Origin of the sequence: Geobacter argillaceus (assembly GCF_007830735.1) — a bacterium.
GTDB lineage: Bacteria > Desulfobacterota > Desulfuromonadia > Geobacterales > DSM-12255 > Geomobilibacter > Geomobilibacter argillaceus.
Genome location: NZ_VLLN01000001.1, coordinates 128,926 through 149,622, shown reverse-complemented (window position 1 = coordinate 149,622; position 20,697 = coordinate 128,926). Strand labels below are relative to the sequence as shown.

The following is a 20,697-nucleotide window of genomic DNA, read 5'->3' as shown; positions in this document are numbered from 1 at the left end:
AAAAATCCGGCCCTTACCCCGAGCCCTGAGTCAAGAACATGTACAACGAAAAGATTCGTATACTACTGGTCGATGATTCCGGCGACAACCGCCACTGTTTGCTCCAGTTGCTGGACAGGGTGACATGGTTTGCCTACGACCTTGATTACTGCAATGATTTGTCCTCGGCACCGGAGAAGCTCCTCAGTGCTGCCCATGACGTCTATCTGATCGCCTACCGCCTGGAAGGGACGAACGGCGTCGAGCTCATGCAACGGATTCAGCAGCAGGGGTGTCTGGTTCCGGTCATCATCGTGGCGAGCCGGGAGGAAAGCGGATACGATCTGAATGCCCTGAAGTCCGGAGCCGCTGACTTCCTGATTCTGGACGATATCACGCCGGCCGGTTTGCAACGCATCATCCGTTATGCCATGGAGCGGCGGCGCCAGGGGGAGGCGCTGCGCCGCAGCGAGGAGGGGCTGATCAAGGCCCAGCGAATTGCCCACTTGGGCAACTGGGACTGGAATATTGCCACCGGTGAATTCCATTGGTCGGACGAGGTGTTCAGGATCTTTGGCCTGCGCCCCGGTAACTTTTCTCCCACCTACGAGTCGTTTCTCGGTTTTGTGCATCAGGACGACAAGCTTCTGGTCAATCGAGCGATCAACGAGGCGCTCTATGAGCGAAAGCCATACCAGATCGAATACCGGATTACCCTGGCGAACGGCGAAGAGCGCTATGTGGACTGTCAGGCGGAGGTGACGTACGATCGGGCCGACTACCCGATGCGGATGGTCGGTACCATCCAGGACATCACCACGCGCCGGAAGGCCGAGGTGTCACTGCGCCTGATGGAAGAGAAGTTTTCCATGGCGTTTCGCAACAGCCCCGACTGGATCGTGGTCACGCGGATCGCTGATGGACGGTACATCGAGGTGAACGAATCGTACCTGCAGACCACCGGTTATAGCCGTGACGAAGTGATCGGCCGTACATCGGTCGAGCTCGGCATCTGGCAGGATGCGAAGGACCGGGCCAATATGCTGAAGCATCTGGATGAGTATGGCCGGGTGCGGAATCTGGAGGTCCACTTCCGGGTCAAGTCCGGGGATATCAGGACCATGCTCTGGTCTGCGGAGGTTATCGAATACGGCGAGGAGGCCTGTCTCATCGTAGTTGCCCACGATATAACCGAGAAACGCCAACTGGAGGAGGAACTGCTCCGGAGCCAGGTCAAGCTGTACCAGAATCATGAAGAGCTGAAGCGTTATTTCGCCCAGGTGGAACAGGCCAAGAAGGAGTGGGAACGTACCCTGGACTGCATTGGCGACATGGTGATTCTGGGGGACCGGCAGGGGAAGATCGTACGCTGCAACAAGGCCTTTCAGGAGTTCATGGGGATTCCCTATGAACGGATCATCGGTGCCGATTGGACCGAACTTTTGTACAGTCGTGAATTGAGTACCGGCACCATTTTCCTCCAGAGTATGGAATTGTCACACGAGCCGACCGGTCGCTGGTTTGTTCTGAATCCGTATCAGTTCAGGGACCAAGGGGACGAGGTCACCGGTACGGTGGTCACCATTCATGACATGACCGAGCTGAAGCAGTTGACCGAGCAGTTGCAGCGCATCACCGGCAGTGATGGTGTTGGCTGCGATGGGTAACATGCTGTAAAATAGAACTAATTCTCCTGACCCCTCGCCTTTTACTTGACCCCTGTGTGACGCCTGTGCTATAAGAACGCCTCGCCCAAGAAGGAGGTGCGCATGGCGCAACTGAACTTGGGGGGCAGACTGGCGCTCATGTTGGTGATTTGCCAGCTGTTCCTTGCGTTCCACACACTTCCCCTGCAGGCAGAAGGACTTGCACAGACGTCGCAAGAAGAACCGGCCGCTAAATCGGATGAAGTGGCCAAAGGCGTGGCAGGGACCGCCACTTACTACGCCAGGAAGTACAATGGACGGCGGACATATTCCGGGGCGCGCTACAATCCGCAGAAACTGACGGCGGCCCATGCAACCCTGCCGATGGGAAGCAAGGTCAAGGTGGTTAACCTGGCCAATGATCGGGAGGTTGTTGTTACCATCAACGACCGTTGCCGCAAGAGAAAGTCGAGTCACATCGACTTGTCACAGGCAGCGGCCAGGGAGCTCCGTTTTCTCGGCAAGGGGATGACGAAGGTGCGGATCATTTCCCTGACAGAGACCGAAGAACAAGCTTCCTAACAAAAATCATCTGGGCGAAAACAAGAAAAGAGGCCGGGGAAACCCGGCCTCTTTTCTTGTTCACAGGTGTTGCTCTTATTGTCCGCTGCAAGGATTGTTTTCTTGGCTGTCGACCTAAATAGCCGCTCCGGAGCCCGACTTGAACCAGGACGCACGCCGACCCAACTCGGCTGCCAGCTTTTCAAGCTCTGCCGTAGCTGCACTTATCTGCCCTGCCGCCGCCCTGGTTTGTTCTGACATCTCAGACATTTTCACAACCCCTGACGATACCTCGGTCGCAGTCGCTGCCTGTTCCTCAGTGGCCGTGGCAATCTGGGCAACCATCTGTGACGCGCTGTCACAAACGGTCACGATCTCATTGAGGGATTTCTGGGCTCCGCCAGCCAACGTCACTCCGACATCGACCTGCTTGCGTCCCTCATTCATGGCTTTTTGCGTCGAATTTATGTCGGACTGGATCACACCAATCATATTGGCAATCTCCTTGGTTGCCTCGGTTGTTCTCGTTGCCAGAGCGCGAACCTCATCGGCAACTACGGCGAAACCCTTACCCTGCTCACCGGCCCGTGCCGCTTCGATGGCTGCGTTGAGGGCAAGGAGATTGGTCTGGTCGGCTATCTCGTTTATTACGCCGACAACCCCGCCCACTCGCTCGGAACTCTCGGCAAGCCTCGTCATTACTGTCGCGGCCGTGCTGACCGCAGCGGCAATCCCCGTCATGGCAGTTACCGTTTCTGCGACGGCCTGATGTCCCGCCCGGGCCGTGCGTTGTGACTGAGCGGTCAACTCGGAGGTGTTGACGGCAGTCTTGGCCACATCGCTGACAGTAGCCGACATCTGTTCTATGGCGGTGGCCGACCCTTGGGCCAGGGAAGCCTGCATGTCGACTGCGCGGTCGATGGTGGTGACAGCATTGGTAAGGTCGGTGACCGAGCCGACCATTTTTTTGATGGCCCCAGTCAATTCGACCACGATTTCGCTTAGAGTCTCGCTCGACCCGTTGAAGTCCGCTGCAAGTACCCCGAACTCATCTTTGCGTTGGGCATCGAGCCTTGTCGAAAAATCTCCATTGCCAAATTGTGCGGCAAACTGCTCCAGGTCACCAATAGGGCGCATGACCGATTTGAGCAGGTGTCGACTGGAGAACATGGCAAGGGCCAGTACGGCCGCCCCGATGGAAACCACCAGTATGATTGACGAACGGAACATAGAGTTGACGCTGGTGATTGCCAGGGCTTGGGCTGTCTTGGCCTTTTCGACGCCACTGTCGCCAAGGCTTCTCTGCTCGGCGACAATCCTCTTGAGGCGTTCAGCAGAGGCAGTTGCCTGGGCCGTGACCTCGACAATGTTCGTCAGCCGCTCGTAGGCGCCGTTTTGGCCGAACAAGGCGCTGTTGATGGCGCTGAAATTCGCTGCCACGGCATCTATCCCGGTGACGCCACGGAGCCCTTGGCGCAGCGAGTCGGCCCGGGCGAGAAGGGCATTGATATCTCCCTTTGTCTGGTCCAACTCTGCCTGGTTACGCGCGGTAAACATGTCGCGAACCCGCGCCTTGACCTCCGCACCCAACGAGACGAGGTCGCCGTTTTTGGCCAGCTGTGCACTCACTGCCACAGAATTTGCAAGTGTCTCGTCCAGATGCTTGCCATCGCTGGCAGCTGCCTGGTTCGAGGCCTCAATTGTCTCGCCGAGCGCCCGGATATGCCGGTTGACCACCTTCATGGACTTTGATATGTCCGCCAACGCCCTGGCCCGCTTAACTTCATCGCGCGGATCGAGAGAGACTGAGACGGCGTCGCACAGCACAGGGTAGTTCCTGCCGAAATCGGCCAAAGAATCGGCCAGCTCCCGGATACTCTTTGTTCCCTTCTCGACCTTCAGAACGGTGGTGGCGCCCAGGGCTTTAACGGCACCATCAAGTCGGCTGCGTATCGAAGCGACCTCTTCGCTTGCCTCGGCTGCGGAAAGCTCGGTGAGTGCCAGTTTTATGTCGTTCAGGTGGCCGAGTGCCTGCTGAACCGCCTTGATCCTGGCAGATGAGCGCTTGAAAGAGTCGTTCGCCGAAGCGATATCCCGCACCATCTTCTGTTGCGTCCCTTTCATGGTACGGTCGACCCCCTTAAGGGAACTGCCGATCCTCTCCAGGCTCACATCGATCTGCCGAAGGGCCTTTTGGACTTCATCAAAAGCGGCAATCCGTGCCGACGAGGCAGATTCTATCTCGCGCGTAATCTCGCGCAGGGTCGTCATCTGGCTGTCGCTCAGGTTCGTCTCCCCCTTAAAGGCGGCCAGTTCCGTCGTCACCCTTTCGACTGCAGCAAGTGTCTTTTCGGCATTCTGCCTGGTCGTCACAAGTTCTTGTGAGGTGGTCACAACCGAGAAACGAAGCAGATTGCCGATGTGCTCCTGCAGGGCACGCTGCTGCTCATAAACCTTGAGCTGGTAGGGTGTACTCTGCTCCGTCAAGACATGGAGCTTGTTCTGTACAAAGCGCATTCCTGACAACGAAAACCCGGCAATAATGACGATGCCCAACGCCGTCAACGTCATATTGACAACCAGTTTTTGCTTTAATGTCACGTGGCACCCCTCTGCGGTTCACGGAATGAAATAGGCTTTCCGGAACGGCTCTTCATGTTTTGCATCTGCTCTCGCCCGGGCTGCGGAAACACCGTCTCTGTCAGATGGTATTCCGAACCATGGCTTTTTACGGATTATCGTCACCACGGACTCGTAACTTTAAATTATTACTAAAGAAATTGTGTGTTGGGACGAACAGCTAACGTACAAAACGGAGAAACACATTCTCTAAGCCATATTCAAGGAGGTTGTTCATGAAGAAATTACTGTCAATTGTGTGCCTGCTTGCCTTTGGTGTATTGACCACTGCTGTATGGGGCGACGAACGGGGTTCCAAAGATGAGGCCAAGGTCCTGGTGGAAAAATGTGTCGCATACATCAAGGAACAGGGTAAGGATAAGGCCTTTGCCGAAATTAACAACCCAAAGGGTGGGTTCGTTAATAAAGACCTCTACATCTTTGCCTATGACTTCCAAGGTGAAGTCCTTGCCCATGGTGCCAACCAAAAACTGATCGGCAAAAATCTCATCGATATGAAGGATCCCGACGGGGTATTTGTCATCAAGGGTCTTATTGAACAGGCCAGCAAAGGGGAGGGGTGGTTCAAGTACAAATGGACGCACCCCCAGACGAAAAAGGTCGAAGGAAAGGACGCCTTCGTCAAGAAAGTAGATGACACACTGTGGATTGGGAGCGGGGTTTATCGCGAAGTGAACTAACGAATGATAGCCGGAGAGTACGTCTGAAAAGTCCCGCAACATTGTGTTGCGGGACTTTTTTTATCATGCCGTGCCGGGGAACCCGGCCTCTTATACAGCCAGCTTCACTGCTAACGGGCGGCCTTCTTCCCCTTCTTGCCGGTTGCGACCTTTTTTGAACCCCTTTTACTCCCTTTTTTCGAGACCTTCCCCTTTTTGCCCTTTTTGTGCTTCGTGTACTTTCTGGGTTCGGGAGAGAGTTCATCCTTTATGTTGCTCAGGAGCAGGGTTGTCTCCTCCAGGTTCGGATCGGCCTGTTTGGCCTTCTCCAGGGCCACCTTAGCGTCCTGTATCCGTCCGGTCTTCATGTACACCCGGCCGAGGGCGTTCAGGGCCTTGGCGTGATCCTCCTTGAGTTTCACCGTCTCCTGGTAGCTGGTTGCCGCGTTGTCGTAATCCTTGTTGAATTCATACACCAAGCCCAGTTTGTACTGGTTGTTGGGATCGGCGGGCGAAAGTTCGGCTGACTCCTTCAAGAGGGCGATCAGCGGTTCGTAGGTCTTGGCCTTCACGTAGATTGAGGTGAGTGCCGTCCGCGCTTCCTGGTCACCCTTTTTCAGGCGCAGCACCTCTTTGTACTGCTTTGCGGCCTCGTCCAGCGCGTTGTTCCGCCGAAGCAGGCTTGCCAGTTCTCGATGGGCCTCGATATTGTCGGGGTCGAGTTTGAGGGATTCTCTGTATGCCTCTTGGGCCTCCCGGTACTGTTTGTTGTTCACGTAAGCCTGGGCCAGCTTGAAGTGGACGACCGGATTGTCGGCCCGTGTCTTGAGCAGTTCCTTGTACTGTTCAATCGCTTGGACATGGGTGCCGCGCAGCGTATAGATATCTGCCAGCCGGCGGCGGGCGTCCGCATTCAGGGGGGTGATGCCGATGGCACGCCGGTATTCCACCACTGCTTCATCGAGAAATGCCTTTTTTTCATAAAGCTTTCCCAGTCCCAGGTGGAGTTCGGCGCTCTGGTCCTTGAGGCGGACCGCCTCCTTGTATGCGGCGATGGCCTCATCGTCGCGTCCTGCGGCAGCCAGCGCCGCACCGAGCGACTGGTGGGCTTCGGCCGAGTCGGGACGGGTCTTGGTGACAGCTTTATAGGCTGCAATCGCCTTTTCGAACTCCCTGGCCTTCATGTACTCGTCACCGCTTTTCAGCAGATCATCCGGCTGCGTCGAAGCGGGTGGCGTTGCCGGCACGCCTGCCAGGAGGAATTCGTACTCAGCCCCTTTCTTGTCCCCCTTGTGAACCAGGACCTCGGCCAGGCGACGATGAATCTCCTTGCTGTGCGCGTTGGCGGCCTCAGCCTTTCGCAGTTCGGCCAGGGACTGGTCATACTGTTCCTGGTCACGGTAGGTGTCGGCAAGGCCCAGGAGGGCCTGTTCATTTCCCGGTGCCACGGTCAGCGATTTGCGGTATGCGTCGGCTGCCTTGGAGAGCATGCCGCTTGCGCGGTACGTTTCGGCCATGCCGATCAGCAGCAGGGAATCGGTAGGGTATGCGGCGATTGCTTCCTGGTAATGGTGCAGGGCAAGGGAGTAAAGCTTTTTGTCGCTGAAAATCCGGGCCAGTCCCTTGTGATACTCCGGGTTGCTTCCCCCCATCAGCCCCCTGGTGAGGTCGGCGGCTGCCTCATCTTGATTGGACTGTTCGAGGAGCAGCAGACCTATGCGGCCATTGGCGAGGAAGAAATCGGGGTCGAGGCGCAGAGACTCACGATACTCGGTGATGGCACGTTCACTGTTGCCGGCCTGCTCGAAACCGAATCCTTTGGCGTAGTGACCGGCCGCCCCATCGCTGCAGAGTTCCTGGATGCGTGCTTCGGTTTCCAGCCGTTTCCTGACATCGCCGGTTGCCAACGTCGCGGCCATTTTCTTGGCCTCGTCGCATTTCGCAGCCGGCGCCTTGCCCCAGGTGAAGCCGCAGAAGAGCAGGACCGGCAGAAGCAGAGTTGTGCCTTTAATCAGAACTTTCATGAGGTTCTCTCCAGTGCTGCGTACGTGTGGTGATCTGGCAAAAAGCCGTATGCAAGGGGGGACGAACAGTTCCCATGGTAGATTGCTGGCCCCGAAAAAATGCGAAGTATACACAGCATAGGGCCATATTTCAATGAGTTCTCATGTATACGCCGATTGGTGCGGCTCCGGGAGTCGCATGGCCGGCGCCTTCCCTTGACTTTCAGCGGAAAAATGATTACATGAATGCATATTTCAAGCCCTGCTTCAGGGGAGTGCCATGTCCGTTATTCCGAAGGATCCACTCGGCTGGCTGATGCTGTTTCGTCAGCAAATGAATGAAATATTCACCTTTCTTTCAGGACTGGAGCGCCCCGACCAATTGGGCGAGCGGGAGTTTACGCCGCTCCTGGATATTTACGAAACAGCGGATAATTACTGCATAGAAATAGAACTGCCGGGCTTCCCGCTCAGGGACCTGCGCCTCACTATCTGCTGCAATACCCTGGTCATCGAGGGACAGAAGGGGAAGGAGTGCGGGGGACAGCGTTCCCAGACATATATCTGTCTGGAAAGGCATTTCGGCCGTTTCTGCCGGACCTTGGAAATCCCGCCGGCATGCGATCTGGAAGGGGCGAAAGCCCGGTACGACATGGGGGTGCTTCTGGTGACCTTTCCGCTCAACAGAGAGCGGACGGCAATCGTCAGGACCATTCCGATCCAGCAAGGAGACTAACGTAATGGAAATGGAAATGGAAATAGAGGCCAAACAGGACAACGAAGAACTGAAGATTCCCGATGTCCTTCCCCTGCTGCCGGTACGGGACGTGGTGGTCTATCCCTACATGATCCTTCCCCTGTTCGTGGGGAGGGAGATATCCATCAATGCCGTCGACCAGGCCCTCTCCGGGGACCGCCTCATCTTTCTCGCCACCCAGAAGGAGGTGAGCGACGAGGACCCGGCGCCGGATGCCATCTACACCGTTGGCACGGTGGCCATGATCATGCGGATGCTGAAGCTTCCGGACGGGCGGGTGAAGATCCTGGTCCAGGGGCTGGTCAAGGGGCGCATCCTCTCCTACGAGAGTGAAAAGCCCTATTACTCGGTGCATATCGAGCGGATACACGAGACGCAGCCGCCGGAAGGGTCCCTGGAGGTCGAGGCCCTGATGAGGGCCGTTAAGGATCAATTGGCCAAGATCATCGCCCTGGGAAAGGTGATCTCCCCCGAGGTGATGGTCATCGTGGAGAACATGCAGGAGCCGGGAAGTTTTGCCGACCTGGTGGCGAGCAATATCGGTCTCAAGGTGGAGGAGGCCCAGGGGCTGCTGGAGATATTCGATCCGATAGAGCGGCTCACCAAGGTGAACGAACTGCTGATCAAGGAGCACGAACTTCTCAGCATGCAGGCCCGCATCCAGACCGCGGCCAAGGAGGAGATGGGGAAAAGCCAGCGGGAGTACTACCTGCGGGAGCAGCTCAGGGCGATCCAGCAGGAGCTGGGGGAGACCGATGCCCGTTCCGAGGAGATCTCCGAACTCCGCAAGGCGATCGAGCAGGCCAAAATGCCCGCCGCGATCGAGAAAGAGGCGCTCAAGCAGTTGGGGCGGCTGGAGCAGATGCATCCCGACGCTGCCGAGTCGGGGATGCTCCGGACCTTTCTGGACTGGATGGTGGATATCCCCTGGAGCAAGGCCACCAAGGACTCCCTGGAGATTGCACGGGCCAAGGAGATCCTGGACGAGGACCACTACTACCTGGACAAGATCAAGGAGCGGATACTGGAGTTCCTGGCGGTGCGCAAGCTGAAAAAGAAGATGAAGGGGCCGATCCTCTGCTTTGTCGGTCCTCCCGGTGTCGGCAAGACCTCGCTGGGGAAGTCGATTGCCCGGGCCATGGGGCGCAAATTCGTCCGGATCTCCCTGGGCGGCGTGCGGGACGAGGCGGAGATCCGCGGCCACCGGCGCACCTACGTCGGGGCACTGCCGGGCAGGATCATCCAGGGGCTGAAGCAGGCCGGCACCAACAACCCGGTGTTCATGCTGGACGAACTGGACAAGCTCGGCAACGATTTCCGGGGCGATCCCTCGTCGGCCCTGCTGGAGGTCCTGGACCCGGAGCAGAACCACACCTTCTCGGACCACTACATCAACCTGCCGTTCAATCTGTCCAACGTGATGTTCATTGCCACGGCCAACCAGATCGACACCGTGCCGGGGCCGCTCCAGGACCGGATGGAGGTGATAAACCTTTCGGGCTATACCGAGGAGGAAAAGCTGGAGATCGCTAAACGCTATCTGGTGCCGCGCCAGACCAAGGAAAACGGGATCACGGACAAGCATATCGCCTTCTCCGACGAGGCGATCAAGACGATTATCGGCAAATACACCCGTGAGGCGGGGCTGCGCAATCTGGAGCGGGAGATCGGCTCGGTCTGCCGGAAGGTGGCACGCCGGGTGGCCGAGGGGGAGAAGCGGCGGTTTGCCATCAATGCCTCTGCCGTCCATCGCTACCTGGGTCCCCCGAAGTTCCTCCGTGAAGAGGAGATGGACCGCAACGAGGTGGGGGTGGTTACCGGTCTGGCCTGGACGCCGGTGGGAGGAGAGATCCTCTACATCGAGGCGACGGTGATGAAGGGGAAGGGTGCCCTCACCCTGACCGGTCACCTGGGGGACGTGATGAAGGAGTCGGTGCAGGCGGCCTTATCCTACATCCGGACCCGGGCCAGGGAGCTGAACCTGGAGGATGATTTCTTTGCCGGTCAGGATATCCACGTCCATGTGCCGGCCGGAGCGATCCCCAAGGATGGCCCGTCGGCCGGTATCACCATGGCAACGGCCCTGGTTTCGGCACTTACCAAGGTGAAGGTCAGAAAGGACGTGGCCATGACCGGCGAGATCACCCTGCGCGGCAAGGTGCTCCCCATCGGCGGGCTCAAGGAGAAGATGCTGGCGGCCATCCGGGCCGGGATCAGCACCATCATCATCCCCGAACAAAACCGCAAGGACCTGGTGGACGTGCCGAAGCAGATCCTCAAGAAGGTAACGGTAATCTCTGCACGGGAGATCGACGATGTGCTGAAGGTTGCCCTGGAAACGTATCCGCCGCCCACGGCCGGCAAGCCACCGGCAAAGGTGAAAGCTGCCCCGCGCAAGGTCCTGGTCACCCCGCGCAAAGGGGTGAGGGTCAGAGGAACGGGTGAAGCTTAGGGAACTGGGGGAGTTCGGGTTCATCGACCGGCTCTCCCGGACCGTGAGCCTCCGGGACGGCGTGCGACTCGGCATCGGCGACGATGCCGCAGTCACCGAACCTTTTCCCGGCACGGTAACCCTCACCTCGACCGACATGCTGGTGGAGGGGGTGCATTTCGACCTCTCCTACAGCGACCCCTACCGCCTGGGGCGCAAGTCCCTGGCGGTCAACCTCTCCGATATCGCTGCCATGGGGGGGCGTCCCCGCTTCGTGCTCCTGGCCCTGGCCATCCCGCCAACCCTTTCCGTTGAATTCCTCGACATCTTTACCGCCGGATTCCTGGCCCTGGCCGAGGAGCACGGCGTGTCGCTGGTCGGCGGCGATACCTGCAGTTCAACGTCCGGACTGGTCATCTCCGTCACCGTCATGGGGGAGCAGGAGCCGTCAAAGGTCGTTACCCGCGCCGGGGCGAAGCCGGGCGAGCTGGTCTGCGTCAGCGGCAGTGTGGGTGATGCGGCTGTTGGGCTGGAGCTTCTGCGGCGTGGCGATAGGGAAGGGTGGTGTGTCCGGCGGCATCTGGATCCCACGCCGCGGTTGCGCGAAGGGGAGAGGCTGGCAGCGGCCGGGCTCCCCTCTGCCATGATCGACGTGAGCGACGGTATGTTGGCCGACCTGGGACATATTCTCGAGCATTCGGGATATGGCGCCAGCATCGAACTGGCCCGCCTCCCCCTTTCTGAAGCCTACCAAGAGGCGGTCCACCGGCTCTCCTTGGCTCCGTTCTCTCCCGCCCTTACCGGGGGCGAAGATTACGAACTCCTGTTCACGCTTGCCAAAGACCGATGGCCGATAGCCGAGGAACTCTTTGCGGCTGCCGGAACACAGGTTACGATCATCGGCGAGATCCGTCCCGAACCGGGGATTACCGTTACCGGTCCCGACGGTCTTCCCTGGGAGCCCGGTCCAGCCGGATTCGACCATTTCCGATAAGGTTGCCATGCCCCTTTCAGCGCCGCACACCACTCAGCCCGTGCCACCCGTTATTGAGATCGGCGAGGAGGAACTCCTCGTTATCCAGCGGCTGCTCAAGGAGCAGCGGGGGTTCCGGCTCGACGGCTATAAGGACAAGTGCGTCAGGCGGCGGATATCCATCCGTATCCGTGCCAACCACTGTGCAACGGTACGAGAGTACTGCTCCCTGCTTACGGAGAGCGAGGTCGAACTGGACCGGCTCCTCAAGGTGCTGACCATCCATGTCAGCCAGTTCTATCGCAACCCCCCGATGTTCGAGAAGCTGGGAAACGATGTCCTCCCTTCCTTGATGAGGCTTCGCAGCCAGGAGGGGAGGGTCGCCCTCAGGGTCTGGAGCGTTGGGTGTGCAGGGGGGGAAGAGCCCTATACCCTGGCCATGGTACTGCGTGATCTGATGCCGTCCATCCCGGGAATCGATGTCGAGATTGTCGCAACGGACATCGAGGCCATGGTCCTTGCCGCTGCCCGTCAGGGGAGCTATGTCGAAGAACGGCTGGCAGAACTTCCTCCTTCTTTTCGCAACGCGTATTTTACCCAACAGGCGGACCGGTATCAGCTGAAACCCGAAATCCTGCAGATGGTCTCTTTCCGCCAAGCGGACATGTTCGATACGGATGCCTATGAAGAGTGCGACCTGATCCTCTGCCGCAATGTCCTTATCTATTTCGAGCGGGTCCAGCAGGAACGGATCATTCGCAACTTCGCCCGTGTCCTTCGTCCCGGTGGTATTCTGGTCCTCGGCAAGTCCGAGACCCTCTTCGGCGAAAACCGCCGGCTCTTCCAGGCCATCTGTCCGGTGGAGCGGATTTATCGGGTGGTGAAATAAGTTCTACGTTCAAGGTTCTATGTTCTACGTTTGATTTATTGCATGTCGCATCTCTCACGTTAGAATTCAACCTTGAACGTTGAACCTTGAACTTTTCGGGAGGGCCTTCCATGCATGTTCCCATTGGCTACAAATTCATCCTCGGTTTCGTGGTCGTGGTGGCGACCGTTGCCTTTGTCCCGGCTGCTGTCCGCCTGCTCGGCTACCCGCCCGAGCTGACCAGCATCCTTTCCTATCTGGTGGCACTAACCATCGGCCTGATCCTCGGGTGGTTCTTCACCCGGAGCTTCAACCGGCGGATCGGTGCCCTGACCGCCGCAACCGAGGGGATCAGCCGGGGAGACCTGACCTGTGCAGTCAACGTGCCGGCGAGCCGTTTCCCCGATGAAACCGAGGCCATGGCCAATGCGCTCGCCACGATGGTGTCGAACCTGCAGTCCCTGGTCCGGCAGATCCGGGAGGTATCGGGCCATGTTTCCGACTCGGCCCGTACCCTGTCGGCATCGGCCCTGGAGATCAATGCCTCCACTGAAGAGGTCGCCCAGGCGATCGAACAGATTTCCCACGGTGCGGAGAACCAGGCGGAGATGGTGGGACGGAGTTCCAAGACCATCCACGAGATGGCCATCTCGATCGAGCTGGTGGCGAAGCGGGCCAAGGAGTCGGCCGTTGCTGCCCGGGAAACCAGCTTGACGGCCCAGCGGGGCGGAGAGCTGGCCAACGGAGCGCTTGACCGTATGAAGTCGTTTCTCGACGGGGTCGAAGCGTCAGGGCGACAGTTTGCCGACCTGAATGCCAAGCTGCAGCAGGTGGGGAAGATTGCCGACGTGATCAGCGAGATAGCCCGCCAGACCAACATGCTCGCCCTCAATGCCTCCATCGAGGCGGTCCGGGCCGGCGAATACGGCAAGGGGTTTGCCGTGGTCGCCGAAGAGGTCCGTAGGCTGGCCGATGGGACCGGGAAGTCCGCTGCCGACATCATCGACCTGGTTGAGCAGATCAAGGGTCAGAGCCAGACCGTTCATGCGGCCTTTGCTGACAGCTCCCGGCAGATCGGCGAGGGCAAGAAACATGTCGATACCACGGCAACGGTATTTGCCGAGATCCTGAAAACGGTTCTGGAGACGGAACGGAAGGCGAACAGCATTGCCGATCTTTCCCAGATGCAGAACCAGGGGGCCGAAAAGATGGTGCATGCCATCGACGAGATCGCCCGGGTGGCCGAGGACAATGCCGCTTCAACCGAGGAGGTCTCGGCTGCCACCGAGGAACAGTCGGCTGCCATGCAGGAGATGGTTCGTGCGAGCCAGGAACTGGCGCAGCTTGCGGCTACCCTGCTCCGGGCCGTGGAGCGCTTCAGTATTCCAGCCGGAGCAGGGATGGGCGGGCAATGACTGCTGGCGAACAGTGCCTTCTGGTGCGGGTTGGCGAGGGACGCTATCTACTGCCGGTTGCCGCGGTGGTTGAACTCCTTCCGGTGCCGGCCTGTTCCCCGGTTCCCGGCGCACCTGACTGGCTCCTCGGCGTCTGCTCGCTGCATGGTGAACTTACCGCTGCAGTGGATCTTGCCCGTTTCCTGGATGTTCCCGATGCAGCCCCACCTTCCCTTTGCCTGCTGTTCGATCGGAAAATCGCCGCGCTCGCCCTGCTGGTGTCCGGTGTGGAGCAGTTGGCGGTGACGGGTGATCCCGCTGCCACCCCGATCGAGCCGCAGATGCTCCTTTCCCGCCTGGAAGCCGCCATGACCGCCCTGTTTCCGCCTGTTGCCGAAAAAGGCAGAGGGTAGTAGCCCATGGACATTTCACAGTACCGCGATCTCTTTGTGAACGAGGCGAGGGAGCATCTGCAGACCATGTCCCGACTGGTCGTGGCCCTCGAACAGGGAGCAGCCGACCCGGAAGGCATTGCCGCGCTGTTTCGCGCCGCCCATTCGGTGAAGGGGATGGCTGCCTCGCTTGAACTGGAAGCAATTACCGGACTGGCCCATGCCCTGGAAGACCTCATGGATCGGGTCAGAAAGGGGCTGCCATTTGCCAAGGGGGTGACCGACCTGCTCCTGGAGGGGGGCGATTTCCTTCATCTCATGGTGGATGCGGTAGCAGAGGGGACGTCGGCTTCACCGGCAGAAGAACTCATCGGCCGGATCAGGGGGTACGATCCGGCGTCAGAGGGTGAGCCCGCTGTGCCGGCGGGGCGCGACAAGAAAGTCAGCAGCCGGAAGGAAGCGCCGCCTGGCGACGAACTCCGGACGGTCCGGATCAGGACAACGCTGCTGGACAAGCTGGTGAACTGTGCCGGTGAACTCCTGACGATCCGGCACCGGCTGGAACTCCTGGCCGCGGATGGTGGTGTGCCGGGGCTCATGGAGGCGGTTAATGACCTGACCCGGTTGGTTCGCGGTCTGCGTGACGATGTGACCAGTGCCCGCCTGCTCCCCTTTGCCACGATCAGTGACCGGCTCCCCAGGGTCGTGCGGGACCTGGGCCGCAAAGAAGACAAAGAGGTGACGTGGGTCGCCTCAGGAACCGATGTCGAACTGGACCGCGCCATCCTGGAAGCCCTGGCCGATCCCCTGCTGCACATCATCAGGAACGCCGTCGACCACGGACTGGAAAGGGCCGACGAACGGAGTGCCTATGGCAAGCCGCCGGTCGGGACCGTCCAGCTCCAGGTGGAACGGGAACTGGACCGGGTCGTGGTCACGGTGCGTGACGATGGCCGGGGGATGGACCCGGACAGGATCGTGGCGTCAGCCCTGGCAAAAGGGGTGATCGGGAGTGACGAGGCTGCGGAGATGTCGCGGCACCAGGCGTTTCTGCTGACCTGTCTCCCCGGCTTTTCCACGGCCAGTGAGGTGACGGAGGTCTCCGGCCGCGGCGTCGGTATGGATGCGGTGTTGACCGCCGTCCAGCAACTGGGGGGGACTCTTGCCATTGATGCGGAACCGGGGGCCGGTACGATCATTACCTTGCGGATACCGGCAACGGTTGCCATCATCAATGTCCTGCTGGTGCGGGTAGCCCACTTGACGCTGGCAGTGCCGCTGACCGTGATCCGCCGGACGAGTGACCTCGACCGGAGCGCTATTGTCCGGCGCGATGGGGGGGGATACTTCTCCTGCAACGGTTCAGAACTGCGGTTGGAGCTCCTCGGCAGTATCCTCGGCACCCCCTCGATATCGACTGGCCAGGACCATATCCCGGTGCTTCACTGCGAGGTCCGGGGGGCGCTGGTGGGGTTTGCCGTTGACGAAATCATTGGCCATCGGGAGGTCTACAGCAAGCCGCTCGGCCGCCCGTTAGAGGTCTTGCGCGGTTTTTCCGGCGGTGCCGTTCAGGGTGACGGGAGCGTGGTGTTGATTCTCGACCCGGCCACGCTCCCTGTGCCATATTCGGGTTGCGCCTCATGATCGATTATGGCAAAATCTGTCGCTGAACAGAGGAGGATTGCATGAAGATATTCAGGATGTTCTCCGCACTGGTGCTGCTTCTGGGGTTGATCATCCCCCTTGAGTCCCTTGCCGTTGAGCCGGCCAGGGTCGGCTTGAACGATGTGATCGACTCGGTTGAGCAGCAGTTCAGGATCGGCAGGAACGGCCTCCCTCCGCTGACTACGGTGAGTGCCGACTTCTTCCAGCGCTCCACGATTGCGGCACAGAATCGGGAACTGCGGGCCGATGGCCAGATGTTCCTGAAGCTGGCCACCGGTTCCGAACCCCTCATGTTCCGCTTCGACTACTTCCGACCCCTCACCCAGGAGATCATCTGTGACGGCCGGAGCCTCTGGATGTACCAGCCTGACAACCGCCGGGTAATCCTGAGCGATGTGAGGGATACCTTTGATCCCGATTCCCGCTTCAATCCGGAGCGGGACCGGGCCACCAACTTTCTCCAGGGGCTCGGCCGCATCTCCAAGGACTTCGAGATCACCTTTGCCAGCGGTGTACGGGACGTGGGCGGGAATTACGTGCTGGAGCTCACCCCGCGCCGCGTCAGCGTATCCATCGCCAAGCTTTTGCTGGTGGTGCACAAGGATGCGGTCCTGCGCCACGCTTACAGCCGCCAGGGGCGCAACGATTACGCCCTGAACCGCCCGGAGCTGGAGTTTCCCATTCTCTCCACCACGGTCATCGACCCCGACGGCAACACCACCACCATGGAGTTCAGCAACATAAAGACCAACATCTTTCTCTCCGACTTCTTCTTCAAGTTCATGCCTCCGGCAGATGTGCAGGTGGTACGGCCGCCAACCGGCCGGTAAACGGGCCGACCATGCAGAGTGAGGCCGGTGAATTCAGGGATTTCATAATGTTCAAGCTTTTCAGCCGTATATTGACCGCAGCGCTTGTCGCTGCTCTGGCCGTGCCGGCCGCGGCAACTCCAGTTGCTACCCTCCGGGAGGTAGTCGCCACCCTGGAAAGAGGCTATGGCGCACTGCACGACCTGCAGGCCGGCTTCAGCCAACGGACCACCATCAGTGCCATCAAGCGTGAAGAGAAGGGGAGCGGCGAACTCCTGTTGAAAAAGGGCAAGGGGGCGAATCCGCTGTTCAGGTTCAACTATGCCAATCCGAAACAGCAGATCATCTGTGACGGAAAAACGGTCTGGTTTTATCAGCAGGAGAATCGCCAGGTCTTGGTGAGCGATGCCGCTACCCTCTTTGCCGGCGGCAATGCCATCGCCATGAGTTACCTGACCGGGCTCGGCCGCCTCTCCCAGGACTTCACCATCCGTTTTGCCGGCCAGGCGCCGGACCTGAAGGGGAACTACACGCTGGAACTGCTCCCCAGGAAGCCGACACCGGCGGTTGCCAAACTTCAGCTGACCGTGGCGGGTGACGCGGTGGAGCAGTTTCGGGCCAGCGGCAAGCCGCAGGTTCTCTTTCCGATCATTTCATCGGTTCTCTACGACCCGATGGGGAACCGGACCGTCATCGAGTACAGTAGCGTGAAGGTGAACCGGGGGATGGTGAGTGAGCGCTTCAATTTCAAGGTCCCGCAAGGTGTGCAGGTCATAGAAAATCGGTAACTTATAAGCTACGTAACCAATCCCGGAGGTTATCCATGCCATCGTTTGATATCGTCTCGAAAGTGGAAATGCAGGAGGTGGACAACGCGGTCAATCAGGCGGTCAAGGAGATCGCCCAGCGTTACGACTTCAAGGGGTCCAAGTGTGAAGTGAGCCTGGAAAACGAGAGCATCAAGGTGCTGGCCGATGACGACTATAAGCTGAAGGCGGTCATCGAGGTGCTCCAGTCAAAGTTCATCAAGCGGGGGATTTCCCCCAAGGCGTTACAGTACGGCAAGACCGAGTCGGCCTCCGGTGGCATGGTTCGACAGAACATCGCCATTCAGCAGGGGATCTCCAAGGAGAAGGGGAAAGAAATCATTGCGGTCATCAAGGAGACCAAACTGAAGGTGCAGCCGCAGATCCAGGACGATCAGGTGCGGGTTGTCGGCAAGAACATCGACGACCTGCAGGAGGTCATCCAACTCCTCAAAGGCAAGGATCTGGAGGTGGAGATGCAGTTCGTGAACTTCCGTTCCTGACCGACGCCATTCGCGTCGTCGTTGAAAAGCCATCCTGCGGGGTGGCTTTTTTGTTATGTGACAGTGATTTTTTCTACAAAGGCCGCGACCGCCTTCAGCACGGCCCGGGGTTGGTCCTTGTGCGGCGAATGCCTGCAATCGGGAAGCTTCAGGAGTTCGACATCCTTTACCGTGCGATCGATGATGTGGATTTGCTCCATCGTGCCGTATTCGTCGTCAACACCCTGAATGGCCAGAATCGGGCAGGCGATCGGGGGGAGATAGCCCTCGATGTTCCAGTGCAGAAATGCCGGGTGCAGCCAGATATCGGCCCAGGGCCGGAATGTCAGATCCACGTTGGCGTGGTACCTGGCCAGCTTCTCGCCCAGGTTGCCATCCAGGTAAGCCTCTCTGGCCGCCGCAATGCTGGTGACGGTTAGCTGTTCCACCTTGACATGCGGTGCCATCGCAATCACGCCGGTTAGGTCGCGCTGCGCTCCTCCGGCATAAATCAAGGCGATGGAACCGCCATCGCTATGGCCAAACAGGATCGGCTTCCTGATATGCAACTGATCCAGCAGGTCGGGAAGCGCCTCCAGCGCCTCTTTGTGCATGAAATTGACGTCACGGCTCTGTTCAGTGGGGTCTGACATGCCGTAGCCGTAGCGCGAATACACTACAACTTCACAGCCGCTTGCATCTGCCACCTGCTGCGGAAAATCCCGCCACATGGCGATCGATCCCAACCCTTCGTGGAGCATGACAATGGACGGTCTGTGCACTTTCGCGGTCATGGTCGTTGGTTGCAGTCGTACGTACTCTAGTCGCCGCGATTGAACAGTCAGAAATGCCATTGTCATGCGCTCCTCCTCTGGGGCGACAGATCCCCTCTCATGGGTACAGTGAAACTTTGGTCCATTACCACGCGGTGGCCGGTCTGACCTTCCCGGCCAGCACTGCACCGGTTGTTGCGTCGACCGTGAAACTGCTCATCCATAAGCCGACGCCATCACTCCCGTCGGTAGCGCGGTAGAGGATCAGGAACCGCAGCCGGTCGCCCGGGCTCAGGGTGGCACCCTTCAGTACCATATCAAACGGCAGTACTTCATCCATCCGTATCCGTTTCGGGATGGGGATGGTGGTTGCTTCGGCCAGCACTTTCCGTTCACCGTTCAGCAGGGATACGGTCAGCACTGCCCCTTCTACATTGAAGTAGCGGATGTTTTTCACCAGACCGTCAATAGCTACCCCCTGTCCGAGAGGGGCTGTCTTCCAGGCGTATTTGAAGTCGAATGCGCTGTGCCGATACGGCAGGTCGGCCACTGTGCTCATGCCGGCGGCATGGAGTTCAGGAGCTGTCGACAGCATGCAGAGCATAACCAATGATACGATTCTCAGTAACATTGTCTTCACCTCCTTGCAATATTTTACCTCTAGCGAACAAAAAAGAATATAGGCCGGTGCTGCCTGAACGGCTTGCTGCCCAAAGGAAAAGTAACGGGACGCAGGTCATTACCATGCGTCCCGTTATGGCGGTGCCTGCCTTCACAACAGCGACGTGAAGCCGACTAGTTGGCCCGTAAATACTGGTTCGGCCAGGGGATCTCCACGCGCAGGGCCTTGGCGGCATGGAGCGGCCAGTAGGGGTCGCGCAGCATCTGCCGTCCCAGCAGCACGACATCGGCCTGGCCAGTGGCCACTATCTGCTCGGCCTGGGCCGGCTCGGTGATGAAGCCGACTGCACCGCTGGCAATCCCGGCCTCGGCCCGGACCCTGGCTGCAAAGGGGACCTGGAAGCCGGGACCGAAGGGAACCGGTTCATCCGGTACCGCAAACCCTGAAGAGCAGTCCATCAGGTCCACCCCGAGCTCCTTCAGCTGGCGGGCCAGAAGCACCGACTGATCGATATCCCAGCCACCGGCTGCCCAGTCGGTTGCGGAGATGCGGACAAACAGCGGCAGTTCCTTTGGCCATTCCTGGCGCACCCCGCGGGCCACTCGCAGCGGGAACCGGAGCCGGTTTTCCAGGCTGCCGCCGTAGTCGTCCCCTCGCTGGTTAACCAGCGGAGAGAGGAATTCGTGGAGCAGGTAGCCGTGGGCCATATGCAGCTCAACCACCTGGAAGCCGGCGGCAAGAGCCCGATGGGCGGCGGCGCGGAACTGGGCTTCGATCTCGTCCAGTTCATCCAGCGTTATGGCACGGGGAACGGGATGCCCCACGTCAAAGGGGACGGCGCTCGGCGCAAGCGGCTGCCAGCCGCAGGCCCCCATCCCCAGGGGGCCACCGCCGAGCCACGGCAGTGAACATGACCCCTTGCGACCGGCATGGGCGAGCTGGATGCCCGGCACAGCACCCTGTTCTCTGATGAAGCGGGTGATCGGTACAAACGCCTCGGCATGGGCGTCGCTCCAGATGCCGCTGTCGTCCGGGCTGATCCGCCCTTCCGGGCTTATGGCGGTTGCCTCGACCATGACCAGTCCTGCACCACCCACGGCGCGGCTGCCGAGATGAACGAGGTGCCAGTCGGTGGGCAGCCCGTTGTGACTGGAATACTGGCACATGGGGGAAACGAAAATCCGGTTGCGAAACGTGATGGACCTCAGGGTTAGTGGTGAAAAAAGCATGCTCATGG

18 protein-coding genes are annotated in these 20,697 nt (G+C 59.3%); 13 read left to right on the top strand and 5 right to left on the bottom strand.

The genetic code is table 11. The annotated features are described in order from the left end of the window. Nucleotides 1-38: 38 nt before the first annotated feature. On the top strand, nucleotides 39-1,646 hold the full coding sequence (locus tag JN12_RS00645) for a PAS domain S-box protein (protein WP_145017047.1): 1,608 nt from the start codon (nucleotides 39-41) through the stop codon (nucleotides 1,644-1,646). Between the two features lie 102 nt (nucleotides 1,647-1,748). Next, nucleotides 1,749-2,207 (top strand): septal ring lytic transglycosylase RlpA family protein, encoded by a 459-nt coding sequence (locus JN12_RS00640; protein WP_145017045.1) that lies wholly within the window; start codon nucleotides 1,749-1,751, stop codon nucleotides 2,205-2,207. 114 nt (nucleotides 2,208-2,321) lie between these two features. Here JN12_RS00640 and JN12_RS00635 read toward each other — a convergent pair whose 3' ends face one another. Continuing rightward, nucleotides 2,322-4,787 (bottom strand): methyl-accepting chemotaxis protein, encoded by a 2,466-nt coding sequence (locus JN12_RS00635; protein WP_145017043.1) that lies wholly within the window; start codon nucleotides 4,785-4,787, stop codon nucleotides 2,322-2,324. A gap of 254 nt (nucleotides 4,788-5,041) precedes the next feature. Between JN12_RS00635 and JN12_RS00630 the strand changes: the two genes are divergently transcribed. Beyond that, a complete protein-coding gene (locus JN12_RS00630) occupies nucleotides 5,042-5,506 on the top strand; it encodes a cache domain-containing protein (RefSeq protein WP_145017041.1) in 465 nt (154 codons plus the stop codon). Nucleotides 5,507-5,616: 110 nt separating this feature from the next. Here the strand turns inward: JN12_RS00630 and JN12_RS00625 are convergent, their stop codons facing one another. After that, a complete protein-coding gene (locus tag JN12_RS00625; RefSeq protein ID WP_145017039.1) occupies nucleotides 5,617-7,509 on the bottom strand; it encodes a tetratricopeptide repeat protein in 1,893 nt (630 codons plus the stop codon). 259 nt (nucleotides 7,510-7,768) lie between these two features. Here JN12_RS00625 and JN12_RS00620 point away from each other — a divergent pair, with 259 nt between their 5' ends. From JN12_RS00620 to JN12_RS00575, 10 genes are all read left to right on the top strand, one after another. Continuing rightward, a complete protein-coding gene (locus tag JN12_RS00620) occupies nucleotides 7,769-8,224 on the top strand; it encodes an Hsp20/alpha crystallin family protein (protein WP_145017037.1) in 456 nt (151 codons plus the stop codon). 4 nt (nucleotides 8,225-8,228) lie between these two features. Then, a complete protein-coding gene (lon, locus tag JN12_RS00615; RefSeq protein ID WP_407925364.1) occupies nucleotides 8,229-10,697 on the top strand; it encodes an endopeptidase La in 2,469 nt (822 codons plus the stop codon). Continuing rightward, complete coding sequence (thiL, locus tag JN12_RS00610) at nucleotides 10,687-11,670, top strand: thiamine-phosphate kinase (RefSeq protein WP_145017035.1); 984 nt, start codon at nucleotides 10,687-10,689, stop codon at nucleotides 11,668-11,670. The genes lon and thiL overlap by 11 nt, the downstream gene beginning before the upstream one ends. A 7-nt stretch (nucleotides 11,671-11,677) precedes the next feature. Beyond that, the gene (locus JN12_RS00605) at nucleotides 11,678-12,538 is read left to right on the top strand and encodes a CheR family methyltransferase (protein ID WP_145017033.1); all 861 of its coding nucleotides are present in this window, start codon (nucleotides 11,678-11,680) and stop codon (nucleotides 12,536-12,538) included. Nucleotides 12,539-12,648: 110 nt separating this feature from the next. After that, on the top strand, nucleotides 12,649-13,932 hold the full coding sequence (locus JN12_RS00600; protein WP_145017031.1) for a methyl-accepting chemotaxis protein: 1,284 nt from the start codon (nucleotides 12,649-12,651) through the stop codon (nucleotides 13,930-13,932). After that, the gene (locus JN12_RS00595) at nucleotides 13,929-14,324 is read left to right on the top strand and encodes a chemotaxis protein CheW (protein WP_145017030.1); all 396 of its coding nucleotides are present in this window, start codon (nucleotides 13,929-13,931) and stop codon (nucleotides 14,322-14,324) included. The genes JN12_RS00600 and JN12_RS00595 overlap by 4 nt, the downstream gene beginning before the upstream one ends. A gap of 6 nt (nucleotides 14,325-14,330) precedes the next feature. Then, nucleotides 14,331-15,947: a chemotaxis protein CheA gene (locus JN12_RS00590; protein WP_145017028.1), complete on the top strand. Its 1,617-nt coding sequence runs from the start codon at nucleotides 14,331-14,333 to the stop codon at nucleotides 15,945-15,947. 41 nt (nucleotides 15,948-15,988) lie between these two features. Then, on the top strand, nucleotides 15,989-16,798 hold the full coding sequence (locus tag JN12_RS00585; protein WP_145017026.1) for a LolA family protein: 810 nt from the start codon (nucleotides 15,989-15,991) through the stop codon (nucleotides 16,796-16,798). A gap of 47 nt (nucleotides 16,799-16,845) precedes the next feature. Next, complete coding sequence (locus JN12_RS00580) at nucleotides 16,846-17,565, top strand: LolA family protein (RefSeq protein WP_145017024.1); 720 nt, start codon at nucleotides 16,846-16,848, stop codon at nucleotides 17,563-17,565. A gap of 35 nt (nucleotides 17,566-17,600) precedes the next feature. Continuing rightward, nucleotides 17,601-18,086 carry a YajQ family cyclic di-GMP-binding protein gene (locus JN12_RS00575; RefSeq protein WP_145017022.1) on the top strand — a complete coding sequence of 162 codons (486 nt, stop codon included), beginning with the start codon at nucleotides 17,601-17,603 and terminating at the stop codon, nucleotides 18,084-18,086. A gap of 53 nt (nucleotides 18,087-18,139) precedes the next feature. On the opposite strand, the gene JN12_RS00570 is transcribed toward JN12_RS00575, so the two are convergent. The 3 genes from JN12_RS00570 to JN12_RS00560 all read right to left on the bottom strand — a co-directional run bounded on the left by JN12_RS00570 (nucleotide 18,140) and on the right by JN12_RS00560 (nucleotide 20,695). Further along, the gene (locus JN12_RS00570) at nucleotides 18,140-18,925 is read right to left on the bottom strand and encodes an alpha/beta fold hydrolase (RefSeq protein ID WP_211360483.1); all 786 of its coding nucleotides are present in this window, start codon (nucleotides 18,923-18,925) and stop codon (nucleotides 18,140-18,142) included. Between the two features lie 58 nt (nucleotides 18,926-18,983). Then, complete coding sequence (locus JN12_RS00565) at nucleotides 18,984-19,469, bottom strand: hypothetical protein (RefSeq protein WP_145017019.1); 486 nt, start codon at nucleotides 19,467-19,469, stop codon at nucleotides 18,984-18,986. Nucleotides 19,470-19,633: 164 nt separating this feature from the next. After that, nucleotides 19,634-20,695 carry an NADH:flavin oxidoreductase/NADH oxidase gene (locus tag JN12_RS00560; protein ID WP_145017018.1) on the bottom strand — a complete coding sequence of 354 codons (1,062 nt, stop codon included), beginning with the start codon at nucleotides 20,693-20,695 and terminating at the stop codon, nucleotides 19,634-19,636. Between the last annotated feature and the right edge of the window lie 2 nt (nucleotides 20,696-20,697).

Excerpts from the sequence above, each read along its gene's own strand:
- JN12_RS00645 (WP_145017047.1), top strand. The coding sequence starts at position 39 with ATGTACAACGAAAAGATTCGTATACTACTGGTCGATGATTCCGGCGAC.
- JN12_RS00640 (WP_145017045.1), top strand. The coding sequence starts at position 1,749 with ATGGCGCAACTGAACTTGGGGGGCAGACTGGCGCTCATGTTGGTGATT.
- JN12_RS00630 (WP_145017041.1), top strand. The coding sequence starts at position 5,042 with ATGAAGAAATTACTGTCAATTGTGTGCCTGCTTGCCTTTGGTGTATTG.
- JN12_RS00625 (WP_145017039.1), bottom strand. The coding sequence starts at position 7,509 with ATGAAAGTTCTGATTAAAGGCACAACTCTGCTTCTGCCGGTCCTGCTC.
- JN12_RS00620 (WP_145017037.1), top strand. The coding sequence starts at position 7,769 with ATGTCCGTTATTCCGAAGGATCCACTCGGCTGGCTGATGCTGTTTCGT.
- lon (WP_407925364.1), top strand. The coding sequence starts at position 8,229 with ATGGAAATGGAAATGGAAATAGAGGCCAAACAGGACAACGAAGAACTG.
- JN12_RS00605 (WP_145017033.1), top strand. The coding sequence starts at position 11,678 with ATGCCCCTTTCAGCGCCGCACACCACTCAGCCCGTGCCACCCGTTATT.
- JN12_RS00600 (WP_145017031.1), top strand. The coding sequence starts at position 12,649 with ATGCATGTTCCCATTGGCTACAAATTCATCCTCGGTTTCGTGGTCGTG.
- JN12_RS00595 (WP_145017030.1), top strand. The coding sequence starts at position 13,929 with ATGACTGCTGGCGAACAGTGCCTTCTGGTGCGGGTTGGCGAGGGACGC.
- JN12_RS00590 (WP_145017028.1), top strand. The coding sequence starts at position 14,331 with ATGGACATTTCACAGTACCGCGATCTCTTTGTGAACGAGGCGAGGGAG.
- JN12_RS00585 (WP_145017026.1), top strand. The coding sequence starts at position 15,989 with ATGAAGATATTCAGGATGTTCTCCGCACTGGTGCTGCTTCTGGGGTTG.
- JN12_RS00580 (WP_145017024.1), top strand. The coding sequence starts at position 16,846 with ATGTTCAAGCTTTTCAGCCGTATATTGACCGCAGCGCTTGTCGCTGCT.
- JN12_RS00575 (WP_145017022.1), top strand. The coding sequence starts at position 17,601 with ATGCCATCGTTTGATATCGTCTCGAAAGTGGAAATGCAGGAGGTGGAC.
- JN12_RS00570 (WP_211360483.1), bottom strand. The coding sequence starts at position 18,925 with ATGACAATGGCATTTCTGACTGTTCAATCGCGGCGACTAGAGTACGTA.
- JN12_RS00565 (WP_145017019.1), bottom strand. The coding sequence starts at position 19,469 with ATGTTACTGAGAATCGTATCATTGGTTATGCTCTGCATGCTGTCGACA.
- JN12_RS00560 (WP_145017018.1), bottom strand. The coding sequence starts at position 20,695 with ATGAGCATGCTTTTTTCACCACTAACCCTGAGGTCCATCACGTTTCGC.